This window comes from Streptomyces sp. NPDC041940 (assembly GCF_055589465.1).
This window is the reverse complement of the sequence record NZ_JBVJBP010000006.1, coordinates 335,186-348,813: the sequence shown is the minus strand read 5'-3', so window position 1 is coordinate 348,813 and position 13,628 is coordinate 335,186. Positions and strand designations below refer to the sequence as shown.

13 protein-coding genes and 5 pseudogenes are annotated in these 13,628 nt (G+C 67.8%); 6 read left to right on the top strand and 12 right to left on the bottom strand.

The window, feature by feature from the left end; genetic code table 11:
* Together ACZ6I3_RS14245 and ACZ6I3_RS14240 are read right to left on the bottom strand one after the other, a co-directional pair.
* Nucleotides 1-848, bottom strand: an 848-nt coding sequence (locus ACZ6I3_RS14245) for a hypothetical protein (RefSeq protein ID WP_469414550.1), incomplete at its 3' end; no start/stop codon positions are given.
* A gap of 400 nt (nt 849-1,248) precedes the next feature.
* Nucleotides 1,249-1,434, bottom strand: a pseudogene (locus tag ACZ6I3_RS14240) (IS5/IS1182 family transposase); the annotation flags it as partial.
* A 203-nt stretch (nt 1,435-1,637) separates the two neighbouring features.
* Here ACZ6I3_RS14240 and ACZ6I3_RS14235 point away from each other — a divergent pair.
* Complete coding sequence (locus ACZ6I3_RS14235) at nt 1,638-1,982, top strand: hypothetical protein (protein ID WP_469414548.1); 345 nt, start codon at nt 1,638-1,640, stop codon at nt 1,980-1,982.
* A gap of 27 nt (nt 1,983-2,009) precedes the next feature.
* On the opposite strand, the gene ACZ6I3_RS14230 is transcribed toward ACZ6I3_RS14235, so the two are convergent.
* Nucleotides 2,010-2,795: an SDR family NAD(P)-dependent oxidoreductase gene (locus ACZ6I3_RS14230; RefSeq protein ID WP_469414575.1), complete on the bottom strand. Its 786-nt coding sequence runs from the start codon at nt 2,793-2,795 to the stop codon at nt 2,010-2,012.
* Between ACZ6I3_RS14230 and ACZ6I3_RS14225 the strand changes: the two genes are divergently transcribed.
* Together ACZ6I3_RS14225 and ACZ6I3_RS14220 are read left to right on the top strand one after the other, a co-directional pair.
* Nucleotides 2,754-3,485, top strand: coding sequence for an MmyB family transcriptional regulator (locus ACZ6I3_RS14225; protein WP_469414573.1), 732 nt, complete (start codon nt 2,754-2,756; stop codon nt 3,483-3,485). The genes ACZ6I3_RS14230 and ACZ6I3_RS14225 overlap by 42 nt on opposite strands.
* Nucleotides 3,486-3,527: 42 nt before the next feature.
* A pseudogene (locus ACZ6I3_RS14220) lies at nt 3,528-4,052 on the top strand (arginase family protein); the annotation flags it as partial.
* A 28-nt stretch (nt 4,053-4,080) separates the two neighbouring features.
* Here the strand turns inward: ACZ6I3_RS14220 and ACZ6I3_RS14215 are convergent.
* The 5 genes and pseudogenes from ACZ6I3_RS14215 to ACZ6I3_RS14195 all read right to left on the bottom strand — a co-directional run.
* Complete coding sequence (locus ACZ6I3_RS14215) at nt 4,081-4,413, bottom strand: hypothetical protein (protein ID WP_469414577.1); 333 nt, start codon at nt 4,411-4,413, stop codon at nt 4,081-4,083.
* 653 nt (nt 4,414-5,066) lie between these two features.
* Nucleotides 5,067-5,471 carry a hypothetical protein gene (locus tag ACZ6I3_RS14210; RefSeq protein ID WP_469414546.1) on the bottom strand — a complete coding sequence of 135 codons (405 nt, stop codon included), beginning with the start codon at nt 5,469-5,471 and terminating at the stop codon, nt 5,067-5,069.
* A gap of 463 nt (nt 5,472-5,934) precedes the next feature.
* The gene (locus ACZ6I3_RS14205) at nt 5,935-6,429 is read right to left on the bottom strand and encodes a hypothetical protein (protein ID WP_469414544.1); all 495 of its coding nucleotides are present in this window, start codon (nt 6,427-6,429) and stop codon (nt 5,935-5,937) included.
* Between the two features lie 158 nt (nt 6,430-6,587).
* Nucleotides 6,588-6,908, bottom strand: a complete 321-nt coding sequence (locus ACZ6I3_RS14200) for a DUF8094 domain-containing protein (RefSeq protein WP_469414543.1) — start codon at nt 6,906-6,908, stop codon at nt 6,588-6,590.
* Nucleotides 6,816-7,030, bottom strand: a pseudogene (locus ACZ6I3_RS14195) (DUF8094 domain-containing protein); the annotation flags it as partial. The pseudogene ACZ6I3_RS14195 and the gene ACZ6I3_RS14200, both read right to left, overlap by 93 nt.
* 61 nt (nt 7,031-7,091) lie before the next feature.
* Here ACZ6I3_RS14195 and ACZ6I3_RS14190 point away from each other — a divergent pair.
* Nucleotides 7,092-7,304, top strand: coding sequence for a DUF4287 domain-containing protein (locus ACZ6I3_RS14190; protein WP_469414542.1), 213 nt, complete (start codon nt 7,092-7,094; stop codon nt 7,302-7,304).
* Nucleotides 7,305-8,008: 704 nt separating this feature from the next.
* Here ACZ6I3_RS14190 and ACZ6I3_RS14185 read toward each other — a convergent pair.
* Nucleotides 8,009-9,449, bottom strand: a pseudogene (locus ACZ6I3_RS14185) (SCO6880 family protein).
* 39 nt (nt 9,450-9,488) lie between these two features.
* Nucleotides 9,489-9,957, bottom strand: a pseudogene (locus ACZ6I3_RS14180) (SCO6881 family protein); the annotation flags it as partial.
* A gap of 58 nt (nt 9,958-10,015) precedes the next feature.
* On the opposite strand from ACZ6I3_RS14180, the gene ACZ6I3_RS14175 reads away from it, so the two are divergent.
* Entirely contained in the window at nt 10,016-10,246 is a 231-nt protein-coding gene (locus tag ACZ6I3_RS14175) for a flavin reductase family protein (protein WP_469414541.1), read from the top strand.
* A 121-nt stretch (nt 10,247-10,367) separates the two neighbouring features.
* Entirely contained in the window at nt 10,368-11,198 is an 831-nt protein-coding gene (locus tag ACZ6I3_RS14170) for a hypothetical protein (RefSeq protein ID WP_469414572.1), read from the top strand.
* Nucleotides 11,199-11,537: 339 nt separating this feature from the next.
* Here ACZ6I3_RS14170 and ACZ6I3_RS14165 read toward each other — a convergent pair whose 3' ends face one another.
* Both ACZ6I3_RS14165 and ACZ6I3_RS14160 read right to left on the bottom strand, forming a co-directional pair.
* Nucleotides 11,538-12,182: a hypothetical protein gene (locus ACZ6I3_RS14165; RefSeq protein WP_469414539.1), complete on the bottom strand. Its 645-nt coding sequence runs from the start codon at nt 12,180-12,182 to the stop codon at nt 11,538-11,540.
* Between the two features lie 506 nt (nt 12,183-12,688).
* Nucleotides 12,689-13,504, bottom strand: a complete 816-nt coding sequence (locus ACZ6I3_RS14160) for an MBL fold metallo-hydrolase (RefSeq protein ID WP_469414538.1) — start codon at nt 13,502-13,504, stop codon at nt 12,689-12,691.
* Between the last annotated feature and the right edge of the window lie 124 nt (nt 13,505-13,628).

Genomic DNA, 13,628 nt, shown 5'->3' with positions numbered 1-13,628 from the left:
GCGATGCGGTTGTTGGCTTCCTGGATCTGGGTGTTCAGGAGGGCGAGGTCGCGGTTGACCTCGGCCTGTGCGTTGGCGGGGATCGCCGGGAGCTGGGCGGCGACATTCGGGCAGTTCACGGTGTTCGCAGCGCCGGCGTTGTTGTTGCCTCCGGCGTTTCCTTGGCCGTTGCCTCCTGCGTTGCCCTGGCCGTTGGCACCATTGCCTCCGGCGTTTCCGTTGTCGCAGTTGTTGCCGTTGGCACCGTTGTTGTCTTGGCCGTTGTTGCGGTTGCCTTGGTTCCCGGTGTTGCCGTTGGCGCCCCTGTTGCCCTGGCCGTTGTTGTTGCCTCCGACGTTTCCGTTGCCGCAGTTGTTGTTGCCGTTGCCCTGGTCCCCAGAGTTGCCGTTGCCGTTGCCGTTGCCGTTGTTGAGGTTGCAGGTGGCGAGGGCGTTGACCTGCTGCTGTGCGGGGTTGAGGTTGAGGGCGTTGGTGATGCGGTTGATCGTCGCGGTGCGCTTGTCCTTGAGTGGGTTGAGGATGGCGTTCTGGACGAAGTTGGGTCCGCCCTGGCCGGCGCTGCTGGCGATGCGGTTGTTGGCTTCCTGGATCTGGGTGTTCAGGAGGGCGAGGTCGCGGTTGACCTCGGCCTGTGCGTTGGCGGGGATCGCCGGGAGCTGCGCGGCGACATTCGGGCAGTTCACCGTTGTGGCTGCCGTCTTCGGGGCGTTCTCGGACTGGTCGTTCGTCTGGGACGTCTGCCCCGCCAAGGCTGAGCCGGTGATCAGCGCTCCGGACAACACCACGGCGGCTGTGCCGCCGATCATTGCTACGCGGCGCTTGCGGTATTTGGGAAGAGCCCGGCGCATTCGAATACCTCACGGGTCGGGGGCCGTACCGGCCGGTCGTCGACCGGCCGGTTCTTCTTGATGTAAACGCGGCGCCTGCGTTCGGATGGAGTTACGCGAAACGTGTGACCGAGCGTTCAATCAGTTCTCATTATTTCTGCGAATTTTCCTGCAAAGGCTTCTCGGCAGGGTGTCCTATGTGGTAGCGAAGTGTCGTGTCCGACGTGGTGGCCGTGGAGCTGGTTCGCAGCACGAGAAGACGAAACCGCCTGCCGGACGGCTGGGCCGCCCGGTCGCCCCGGCGTCACAGGTTCTCCGGCGCTGCCACGAACGCCGGCCACAGAAGCGATGCGGCCCCGCTTTAAAGGGTGTTGCAGAAGGTTTGGTGGCGGTCATGGCTGAGCAACGCCTGACGTGCTGTACCTGCTAGGGCGAGGTTGTGCATGGTGGCGACGGCGTGGTGGAGGCCGTCGCCCCTCTGGCGGCAGTCGCGCAGGTTCTTCATCCGGGCGAAGGTGTGCTCGACGTGGGCCCGCACCCGCCGGTGCTCGGCGTTGTCCTCCTCCTGGCCGCGCAGGAGAGGGCGCCCGGCTCGTCTGCGGTGCGGCCAGGTCGGACTCGCGCCAGATGTGGGCGTCTGTCGACTGAGGCCCAGAGCTTCGACACACATTCGACATGGCCACCCGCAAGACCCGGTGACAGCCTTCAGGCCCAAGCGGGCCAGGATCGTGCCGGAGTAGGCCGCGCCTGACCGCCGACCACCTCCTCGACGACGGCCACACCCTGTTCCTGCGCCTGGGCCGGCAGCCCGTGGACATCCCTGCGCCGTTGGACGAGATGCTGCGCGAACTGGCCAGGCACCGACGCGGGCACGGCCCGACGCTCGCCGGATGTGAGTCGCCCTGGCTGTTCCCCGGCGTCCACGCCGGACGTCCGCTCGAGCCGCACAGCCTGGGCCGCCGCCTCAAGAATCTCGGCATCCGGCCCCGACGGGCCCGCAACGCCTCGCTGATGGACATCGCCTCCGAGCTGCCGGCCTATGTCTTCAGCCGCCTGCTGGGCTTCAGCCAGTCCACCGCCTACAACTGGGACACCGACGCCAGCGGCTTCAGTCCCGGCTACGGCGCCGAGGTATGCCGCCGCGCACCCACCTGATCGACGGCGGAGACGCCCTGACCGAGTTCAGACGCCGGTCAGGGCGCGGGAGCTGTCCATGAGGCGTGCGGTGGCGGCGCCGTCGAGCATGATCGGGGTGCGCTGTTCGAAGCGGCCGGGCTTGCCCCAGTAGGCGGGGGCCTCCCAGTCGTTGCGCCGGACGCCTTCCACGACGTTGTGCGCGGAGCTCTCGACTGAGTCGAAGATAAGCGGTCCCAGCACCTTGGCGCCGGCCCGCATGTACCAGGGCGCCTCGCGCATGATGTCGGTCTTGACGCCGCCGGCGTTCACGACTGCGGCGGTCAGGCCCGGTTCGGTGCGGGTGAGATGGGCGGCGTAGTGATGGTTGGCGAGCTGGACCGGCTTGCGGTCGCGCCCGAAGTTGAACGAGGCGAACTCGGGGAAGCGGGCGAAGTCCGCGTCGTCGGTCGGTTCTACCGCGGCGGTCATCATGACCACCGTGGCCTGCGCCTCGGCGCGGCGCAGCGCGGGCAGGAGCAGCTGGGTGAGGTGGTAGCGGCTGAGGTAGTTGACCGCGAAGAAGGGGTGCAGGCCGTCGGCCGTTCGGCTCTCCTGCATCGTGAGTATTCCGGTGGTGTGCACGAGGGCGTCGATGCTCTGGTGCGCGTTCAGGATGTGGCGGGCGGCGTCGCGCACGCCGTCGTGGGTGGACAGGTCGGCGGCGAGGAAGGACGCCCGCTCGGCGGCCGGGCCGAAGGAGGCGAGTGCGGCCTCGCCCTTGCGCGGGTCACGGCCGAGCAGGATGAGGCGGTGGCCGTCGGCGAGGAGGGTGCGTGCGACCTGGAGGCCGATGCCGCTGTTGCCTCCGCTGACCTACGTCTGACCCCCGTCGAGCGGGAGTATCTGCACGGGCTCGCCCGCGGCCGGCAGCGCCCCAGCCGCCAGCCTCCCTCGTCCAGCAGGCACACGCCGCGGGTGCGACCCGAACTGCACCAGCTGCTCGACGTGCTCAACGACGTCTTCGCTGCCCTCGTTGTCAACCACCGTCGCGACGTCCTGGCCGCCAACGACCTCGCTCACGCGCTGCTCACCGATTTCGGCGCGCTGCCGCACCATGAGCGCAACCTGGCCCGGTTCGTCCTGCTCGACCCGGCCGCCCGGGACCTGCACGCCGACTGGGACGAGGCCGCCCGTGGGCACGTCGCCGCCCTGCGCCTGGCCTCAGGCCCCCACCTCGACGACCGGCGCCTCAACGAACTCGTCGGCGAACTGTGCATCAAGGTGCCCGCCTTCCATCTCTGGTGGGACAGCCACGATGTCGGCCAGAGCACCCAGGGGGAACAACACCTGAACCACCCCCTGGTCGGCGACCTCACCCTGCGCCACGAAACCATGGCACTCCCCGCCGACGAGGGCCAGCAACTCCTCGTCTACACCGCTGCTCCCGGCACCTCCTCCGCCGAGTCCCTGCGCCTGCTGGCCAGTTGGACCACACCCGCCACCACGGAAAGGACCTCCACTGCCAATGCACAGCACCCCTGACACCACCACGGCCGACTCACACCTGCGCCTGTTGTGGCCCGAATGGCAGGGCGCCGCCGTCGGCATGGTCGGCCAGCTCGTCCCCGAGTTCCCCTCGCCGACGCCCGCCGCGGCTACGCTGTCGGTACCCAGGTGCTCCAGGCCGTACTACCGCCGCATGACGGCCCCACCGCCACTGTGCCCGTGCCGATGGACGACTTCGGCGCCGAACTATGCGACGGCATCGAGTCGAAGGCCGTGCTCACCCGGCAACTTGGCGACGCATTGAGGATCATCGAAGAACAGGCACCCGCCCGCATCACCACTTTCGGCGGCACCTGCACCGTCAGCGTCGCTCCCTTCACTGCCCTCGCCGACCGCTACGGCGACGACGTCGCAGTCGTCTGGATCGACTCCCATCCGGACGTCGACACCGGCACCACCGACTACAACGGCTACCACACCATGGCCGTTTCCATGATCACCGGACACGGTGACCCTGAGATGTCCAAGCTGCTCCCGGCCGTCATCCCGGCCGAACGCGTCGCCCTCGTCGGGCTGCACGACTGGACCGAGGACGCCTACCAGCACGTCGCCCAATGGGGCCTGACCGCCTTCAACCCCCGAGAACCTGCGCACCATCACCCAGCCGCTGCTCGACTGGCTCACCGCCACCGGCTGCTCGCGCGTCGCCCTCCACCTCGATGTCGATGCCATCGACGGCGGCGAGGGCAGCCTCGGCCTGGCAAAGATCCCCCACGGCCTCACCGGCTCCGAGGTCAATCGGATCGCCCAGGACATCGAGCGCACCTCCGATGTTGTGGCCGTCACCGTCGCCGAGTTCATCCCCCGTGACGTTCTCCACCTTCAGCAGGTCCTGCGCGGCTATCCCCTGACGTCCTACTGACTGCCCGGCGAGGGCTCCTTTGTCGGCCTCGGCCATGCGCATGCTGCGAGTCCACGACGAACAGACGAACGAGGTGAGCACGTGATCACCCCGCTACTCTGCACCCCTGCACCTGGTCCGAGAAGGCGGATTCATCATTCGCCGCCGGGATCGCTACAGCCTGGGCCTCAGCTAGCGCCTTAACGCTGTGAACCTACTGCCTGAAGCCGCGGGGGTGACTTGGTAGAGGAACTCCTTCGCCTGGTGGACGCCGGTTCTACTTGACGTTATTCTCGACAAATTCCTTGATGATGGGTAGCCCCTGACCCCAGCCCTGGACCCAATCAAACACTGGCTGGATGGGCGTATTCCAATCATATTGGGCACAAAGTGCCCAAGTTACGAAGAATGCAAGAATCGCACTAAGTGTGCTATCTGCGGTCCTTTTGATCCATCTCCCTACGGCAGAGAAGTCCTGACGTTCCCTAATGTACTGGTCGCGGCCTGCCATATAGGCCCGGGAATCGTCGTTGGTTTCGGCCCGCATGTGTACGTACCGCTGATCGCTTCGTCCCTCCTCTCTGTGTTCGTCGGAGAGCCGGTCATGTGCGGGGTCGTAATCGCCGACCGGCAGCGGTATTTCGCGGGGACCTGACCTGCCTGCGTGGCCAGATGGAGGCGGAAGGACATAGTCCCCTGCCGCATCCGGTTGATGGTCACTCATTTGTGCCGAAGTTCTGGTCTCGACCAGCCATAAAAATGCGACTGTTCCCGTGGGAGCTTCCGCTCTGATGAACTCTAACCTTATTCGATTGCGTCGCGTGAATCATTTCAGCCAAGGCTTCACTTGCGGCGGAGTTCGATTGGATCAATGCCACTGCTTCACGATGCCACTGGTTGACTAGAGAACTCTCAAACTGGCACCTTGTGTCAGCTTGCATTCCCATCAGGCGAGTGCGATTGGATTCCAGGAGTTGTCCGGTCGCATCTGCCCTGTCGGGCTGAAATCGTCGCCAAATTTCTACGGCCCGGTTGCGCACTTCTTGCCAGGTGTCTGTAGCCATTGATGCCACGATAGCGCCGCCGAATGTGCTTGCTAGCGCCACAATTTCCGGATCCATGCTGCCTCCGTAATTCACCGGGACCACCATGTCCCGACAAATGAGACTACGCGTGCTAGTCAACCGAGGGGTATAGGCTATTTGGCCCCACGGTCGCCATCCGGAAAGCGTATGACGCACTACGCCTTGTTTTTCAGAGTCGCCCGAGAGGGTGGAGACACGCTCGTCATCCACTGACGGTCACTCATACGGGTGTTGCTCAATGGGGCTGGCCGCGTGCCAGTTCCCTCACCTGATTGGTGGCCATTCTGCAACGACCTCAGAAAATGACGTCGTAACCACCGGTACCCTGCAGTGTCCCCGAGGATCTCACCAACGCCGCTCACATCCAGGCCAATCGTGTGGCCATGAGGCTGGTGTGCATGGCGGTCAGGTAGTCGAGCCGGTCTTCGCGCAGGCGGTTCGCGATGACGACGGTGATCAGGGGTGCGGGCACGTCTTGGTCTCCGGTGAGCGGGGCGGTTCAACGTCGTGTGGCGTTGCGCCGGGACGTGGTCGCGGATGCGGGCTTCGCGGGCCTGGCAGCAGCGGCGGGCGCAATCACTGGAGGCGGCTGTTCGAAGGTCCAGTGGGCGGGGTGATCACTGAATCGAGTGCGCGGGTCGGTGTCCCATGGGACGAGCGGTCCCCAGCCCGCCTGGATCCGTACGCTGATGACTTCGATGCCCCTCGGGCGCAGGACATAGCCCCACTCGAAGTCTTGTTCTGCGGCTGATTGCGGGGTGATGGCCCTGCGGGTCGGCGAGGAGCCGTCCGGGGCGATCAGGAAGTTGTCGAGGGCCCTGCTGGACCACTGCATACCGCCGGTCAGTTCGGTGACCAGCGAGGGTGGTGCACCGTCGAGGAGATCGGTGCCCAGGGTGTCCCAGCCGAGGGTGACACCGTCGACGAGGTGCCGGGCCATGGCCTCCACATCACGGCTGAAGCGGTACTGGAAGGCGGCGAGTAGCAGAGGCACCTTGTGACTCGGCTGGCTGAGGTAGTGGACGACGATGCCGTTGTAGCCGTCGGTGGTGCGGCGGGCGATGAAGGAACTGGTAGACAGAAGTGTCTCCGGATGGAACAGGGGGACATTGGGCAGACATCAGGGCCGTACGGCAGTAGGAAGTGGCGCCTCTAGGCGGGACTCGACCAGGACGTCACGGGCGGGCCGGAGGCGTCGGTGCGGGCGCAGGTGTAGCCGATCAGGCGGGACGGGGCGGCCTTGGCGGGGGCGGTGGCGGCGCCGTTGCACACGAACGTGTACCGGATGGACGTGCGGGGCACGTCGTGGAGCCAGGCCCTGTCGTCCGGGCCGGGGTTGATCCGCAGGCCGGAGTGCGCGACGGCGTCGGGGCCTTGCCCTTCTGGCTGGAGAGTGCGGTGGTGAACCAGCGGTCCTGTCCGGCGGCCAGACGCGGGATGTAGAGCTGGGCGTTGGCGGTGTCGTAGGACCACGGCTTGTACGGCTTGCGGTCGGCTGCGGAAAGTCCTTCGGTCGCGGGGAAGGTCACGCGAGTTTGAAAGTGGCGCAGGTCACTTCTGTTCGACCGATTACTTCGCCTCTTGCCTCCGGTCATACGGGCAAAGCGCATCAACGCCCCAAGATCGTTCTGCATCAAGCGATGGGACACCACCGACATGACTGAACCCGTGAAGGGCCCTGCCAGCTACTTCCCTTCGATCGAGAAGAAGTACGGCCGTCCGATAGCAGAGTGGAAGGAGATCATCCGTTCCTCGCCCTTGACCAAGCACATGGAACTCGTCTCCTGGCTTAAGACCGAACACGGGCTGGGGCACGGTCACGCAAACGCCCTCGTCGCGCACACCCTTGCCGAGGGAAGCGGGAAGTAAGCCGCACCATTCGGGCACTGCGCCATCGCCACCCGTTGTGATCGCGTTGCGAAATGAGAACACGGCCGACGAGCCGGGGCGTCCGGCACCTTGCCGACCACCGCGACACCCTGCCGACGATCGCCCCGCTGGGAGCCCTTCAGCGGGGAAATCCCGATCTCACTCATTGGCACCCTCAGTGCCGGACTCGTCGGCATTTTCAGCGTCGCCCAACATGCCGGGAAGGCGGAGAAGGCGGTGGAAGTGGCTGCTTGGCCAGGCGAGGGGCGGCAGGCGTGGGGTCGGCGTCCGGTTCGCGGTCCGGGAGCGCCTGGCCCCAGGGTGTGAACAGCATGGTGACCTAGTCGGTGTGCGTTGCGCCGCCGGGCGTGCATCGCGTCGATCCCGTGCGTTTGAACACCCCCTCGGTCTCCAGTCGTCTTCCGTCCGGACCGGTGAGTGTTCTGCAGGTGACCAGCTCCCAGCCGTCGTCGGCTGCCTTCGTGCCGGTCCGCTGGCCGGGGCGCGGCGGTGTCCGGTGGGACGAGGGCGCGGGTGTGGTGGCGTACTCCGGCGCTCGCGGCGCGGAGGTAGGGGTGCGCGTCGCCCGGGGGTGTGCGAGAGATCAAGGTGGGTCCTTCCTGCCGGGCGGCAGGGGGCAGTGACGGGTGGTCCGTCGCGGATGAACGAAGAGCAAGGGCCGACACCGGCCGGCAAGGTCCGGCTCACAGGGCGGTTCGGGCGAGTGGGAGTGCGGTGAGGGTGAAGGCGTTGGGCTGCTGGTAGTTGAGGCGTCGCAGGTCGACGCCGGAGGTGACGGCGTGGGTCTCGATCTGTGCGCAGGCGGCATCCTGGAGGGCCTCGGTCTCGGCGGTGACGGTGACCAGGCCGGTCAGGGCCACATCCGCGTGCCCGGCGATGAGCTGGCGTTCACGCTGCTTGACGTCGGCGTACTCGACGGAGTCTTCCTCGCTGTCGACCTGTCCGCGGCGGGCGCGCTCGTTGGCGTCCGCGATGATCGCGGCCTTCTTGCGCTGAACGTCCCGCAGCGCCGACTCGAGCCCCTGCGGCACGTATGTATGGGAGAGGCTGCGGCGCACGCCGGCCGTGAGCATCAGCCCGTGCAGGAACCCGGCTCCCATCTCGGTCCTCGGCCAGTTCTCCACCCAGTACGTGGCGTGCCGTGCGGAGTCGGTGGCGAGGCGGTCGTACTCTTCGAACTGGACGACGGGACCGGCGGCGGGGTCGGCTTCGGCGCGGCCGGTCTCGGACCATTGCTGGAGGGCGGCGAGGGCTTTCGGGTCGTAGGCGGTGCGGATGACGGCGGCGATCTCCCGCACGGTGAGCCATCCGGTGACCTGGAGTCCGGCGTTGCGGGCAGCCTGCGCGATGGAGGCGGTGGTCTGCTCCAGGACGGTGAACGCTCCGGGCAGTCCTCCGCCGGCCTGGTGGATCAGGCGCCGGGCGGCCTTGAGGCCGAGGGAGATGGCGAGGTAGGTCTCGTGCGGGGCAGCGGCGGGGCCGGCTGAGGAGACCAGTTCGGAGTAGATCTGTCCGGCGACGGGGGTCTGGGGCTGCCCGTTATGGGTCCAGTGGCGGGTGAGGGTGTCGCCACTGTCGGGGACGGTGCGCTCCAGCACCTGCACGGGTGGCGATGTGCCCGGTGCGGGCGATGCCGGCCAGCGCGCGTCCCCAGCTGCTCACGTTGTGGTTCTGGGCGGCGGGGTCGAGGAGGGCGAAGGCGCGGGAGGTGACGCGGGCGATGGCGGTCAGCGTCTGCCGGTGGGGGTCGTGGACCGCTGCGGCGCCGTTGGCGGAGTCGCCGGGGGTGACCACTTTGAGGGAGGCGGCGGTGCCGGGCAGGTGGAGGATGCCGTCCTGCCGGGGGCGGGTGAGGGGCCGGGCGAGCCAGAGCGTCTGGCCACTGCGGCGGCGGTGCGCGTAGCGGGCGACGATCGGCGCCCAGTCGATCAGGGAGCGGCCGTGCCGGCGGATCATGACGAGCGCACCGGCTGCCGCCCACAGCGGGGCCAGGGCGACGACGCCGAGCAGCCCGGTGGAGATCACCGTCATCAGCAGAAGCGCCAGCGTGGCCGAGACGAGGATGAGTTGGGGCTGGGAGAGGCCGAGGAGGATGCCGCGGCGGGAGCGGTGCGGGAACTTCACCGTGACCGGGGCGACGGAAAGATGGAGTCGGTCAGGGGATCAGGGGCCGGTCGGCGGCGAGGCCCCTCCGCTGGACGTGGCGTTCTGTGATCCGGAGGACGAGATGGCGCCCTGCGGCGGCGGAGTCGTGGTCGGGGGAGCGAATTGCCATCCGCTGTCCTGGCCGGACGCGGCGTTCGCCCCGGATCCCCCCCGCCTGGCCGCTGGTGTCGTCGGACACGCTCGTCGGTGCGGGCTGGACGGCCTTGTCCAGACCGGACTTGATGGCGTGGCCACCGGGCGAGCCGCCCGCGCCGCTGCTCTGCGAACCTTCCTGGCCCTCGCCGCCGCCGGTCGGGTTGGCGGCGATGTCGCCGGGGAAACCTCCGCTGCCGGCGGTCTCACTGCCCAGCGCTGCGGCGCCTGCTCCGGCGCCACCGGTCCCGGCAGTAGCCGCAGCGGCGGCGCCCTTGCGGGCGGCCTTCTCGGCATGGGCTTTGGCCATCTGCGCTCCAGCGCCACCGGCCCTTGCTGCGCAGAACTCGTCGGCGTAGAGGTCGTCCCAGGCGCTGTCGCTCGAACCGCCCATGGTCACGTTCGCCCCGGCCAAGACGTCCACGACCTCGCCGCGGATCCGGGGCGGGACTTTCGCGGCCAACGTACTGGCCGAGGGGCGGGACGCGCGGTGCCGGCAGTTCACGGTCTCGGGCGGCGACAAGTTCGCCGGGGTCGACCGGCGGGCGGGGCGTACCGGCTCTCCGCTGCTGGCCGGTGCGCTCGCCTGGATCGACTGCGAGATCACCGACGTGCTGGGCTGAGCCGGCCGCCCAGGCCCGCAGGGTGCGGGCGTCCCGTGAAGGAGCGTGGAGTCTCCCGGTAAGGCGTGGTACCTAGTAGCCGGTGTTGCCGATCCGCAGCGTCTCATAGGGTCGGTCTGTGATGATCAAATTGGGCGAGCTACGCAGGCTCGGCGTCCCGACCCCCGAGGCGCGGTTGCACTTCGAGGCGGAGCGGCGGGAGATCGGGGGCGGGCCGGGGCGCAGGTTGCTCGTGGTCGACGGGGAACCCGCCTTCGAACTGAGCTTCTGGTGCGGAACATGCCCGTTTCTGTTTCGCCGGTTGGAGACCGCCAGGCAGACGTTGTCGCTGGAGAGCGTGCAGGAGCGGCTCACCGGCGCGCTGGCCGATCCGGACGAGGGCGGCGTGATCGATGCGTTCGGTGCGTTGCTGCCGGAGGGTGAGTACCTTCCGGTACTGCTCCGCGTGGAGCCCCGTCTGGTCGTCCCCGGCCAGGAAGGCGACTACTTCAGCGGCGAGCAGGTGGCCACGTGGGGGCTCGACCAGTTCTGGGGACTCCCTGCATACCCGCACACGCCGTACTACCGGACCTTCGAGACCCCAGTCGACGCGTCCTCTCACCTCTATGAATTCGTCGTGCCCATGGTTCCCCCCACATGGAACACGAGGGAGCGCGTCGAGGAGTACGTCGAACTCATGGGCCGGGGAACGGTCCCGACGGCTGTGGCGGTCTCGACGCTGGACGTATGTGAACCCGCCTCCGGCCTGCCGGCCGACCACTATCGGCACTGGGGGCTGACGCACTTCCTCCTCGACGGCCACCACAAACTGGAGGCTGCGGCCACAGCGGGCCGCCCGGTGCAGCTCCTTTCGCTCCTGGCCCTGGGAGAAGGCCTGGCCGATTCTGAAGAATGTGCCCGGCTGCCTGCTCTGCGCGCCCAACCCTTCTCGGCTCGAGCGACCGCTACCTGAACCAGCGCGACGAACACGCGGCGGCCGTCCGGCTCGCTGGCTCCACTCCACGCCTATTTCGTCAATCGGGAGCCCTCGGACATCAACTCGGCCGTGTGAAGGACACCGCGGTCGCGCCCGACCACAGCCGATGTCGACGCGATCTTCGCTGTCCACCGCGATCCTGAGACCTGTGCCCATAACCCGTCCGATGCACTCGCCCGGCTTGAGGAAGCAGAGGCGCTCTACCACCGTTGGGACGACCAGCACAGCATCTCGACACCGAGGGATCTGACGGCTTCGACTGGATCTACAGTGCCCAACCGGCGAACAGGGGGGTGAACGTTGCCTGATGCGGCACTAGAAGTGCCGTAGGCGCAGCAGGAACTGGCAGCCGCCGGAGCGGCTGTCGGCGTCGATCTTCACCGTGACCGGAGTGCCGACGAAGGCCGAGCGGTACTGGCCCGCGGGCAGAGCGTCCGGGCACTGGCCGGCATCGCCGTCGGGGTAGAACTGGACGTCGAGGACGATCCTGCCCGTCACGGTGAAGGTGAGGTTGCACCAGCCCGGCCGGCCGTCGGTGTCGACCCTGACGGCCTGCCCGAACACCGGGATCGGCAGGATCGGCACCGGGTTGGTGCCCTGGTAGCTCCCGCACTGACCGGCGTCACCGCCGCTGCTGGGCTGGAGCGAGTAGCTGATGGAGGCGCCCGCGAGTGCGCTGTCCGGGTCGTAGACGCCGAACGCCAGCTGGCAGCCGCCGCCACGGCCGTCGGTGTCGAAGCGGATGGCCTGCGTCCAGTCCGGCGAGGCGGCCCACTGCTCCCCGGTCCTTCCGCCGCACTGCCCCGCATCGCCGTCGGCGTTGAACTGGATGCCGAGCTGCGGAGCGGCGGCGCTGAGCGGGGCCGTTTCCGTCGCGTACGCCGCCGCACTGGACAGACCGGCGACCATGACCGCGCCGGCGGTCAGGACGCGGGCCAGCGATCTCAGACGTCCGGCCATCCGTAAACCCCTCATGCGAGAGTCTCCTCGAAATTCGTGGGCGCGACGGATGGGCCCGCCGCGCCACTGTCGTGTGCCGACCGGCCGGCACGCCCGGCGAGTCCAGACCGCAGTATTGGGCGCTGACACCCCGCTCGTATCGCCGTGAACACGCCAATCTTTGGGTCCGGCCGAGACACAGCGGTCGCGGATCTGGGCGTGGTGATGGCTGCGACACCGGCCCCCGGCCGCAGGCGGGCAGCGTGTCGCGCTCGTCCACCCGGACCGCGGCGAGATCGACACGGTGGCGCTCAGCTATGTAGACCACCAGACCCTCCACCGCCGCCCACCCCGCCCTCATCGCGACACAGAGCCCCCGGAATTCCCAGCATGGGGTCCGGGGGCTCTGTCGTCCGCGAGCGGGTAGACGCCTCGTTGGGCTGCCGCAGTGATCGAGTCTTCACGGGTGCCGGGCGACCCTTCCGAGATTCGACTGCGCATCTCCTACGACGACGATGGTCGGCGTGTCAGGAGGCGGGTGCTGCCACGTACTCGAGTGCATAGCCGGATCCGTGGCGTGTCACCCTGCCGATGCCGGGGGAGTCCAGGTGGGCGCCGGCGACGAAGTATCCCGGTTCGGTGAGCTGCTGAAGCAGTGCGTTGCGGGCCTGGCGGGCCTGCGGCTGGTCGCCGTCGAGCTCCCATGACACGTTCGGCTGGTCGAACTGGATGGAGGGCACGTGCACGGTGTCACCCCACACAAGAAGTCGGCCGCTGCTGCTGCGTGCCTCATAGACGGTATGGCCGTGTGTGTGTCCGGGAGTGGGTAGCGCTGTGACCCGGTCGGTGACTGCGACTTCTTCGGAGACCGGCACGACCCGGTCTCGGATCGGCGCGAGACGCCCGGTGAACACCGCTGCGTCGCCCTCGCCGATCCATACGCGTTCCAGCGCGGGGAACGCTTGTGATCCATCGGGCGCGATCAGACCGTTCACGTGATCTTCGTGGTTGTGGGTGATGGCCACGTCGGTGATGTCACCGCGGTCGATGCCGGCCTCGTTCAGGGCGTCGAGAAGCGATCCCATGGTGGAGTGCCAGGCATTGGACGCGCCGGTGTCGATGAGGACCGAGCTGGTGCCGTCGGTGATGTAGAACGCGTTGACCGACAGACGCAGATTGCCGTCGATGAGCGGGACCGTGTCCGGCACCGTCTCGAGCGTGTGTCCGCTGTCGTCACGCAGCCGGGTGGGCGGCATGTCGACGTAGCCGTCGCGCAGCGAGACAACTGTCAGGTCACCGAACTCGAAGGTGGTGTGGTGCTTGCCACTGGAGGTGGGGCGCATGAGATCTCCTGTGTAGAGCCGAGGTGATGCGGTAGGGGCTGGTGGGTCGTCGCGTACTACGGTTCCCGCGAGCAATGCCGCTGCGGCGGTGGCAGTCGCGGCGCCGACGAGGAGCAGGACGGTG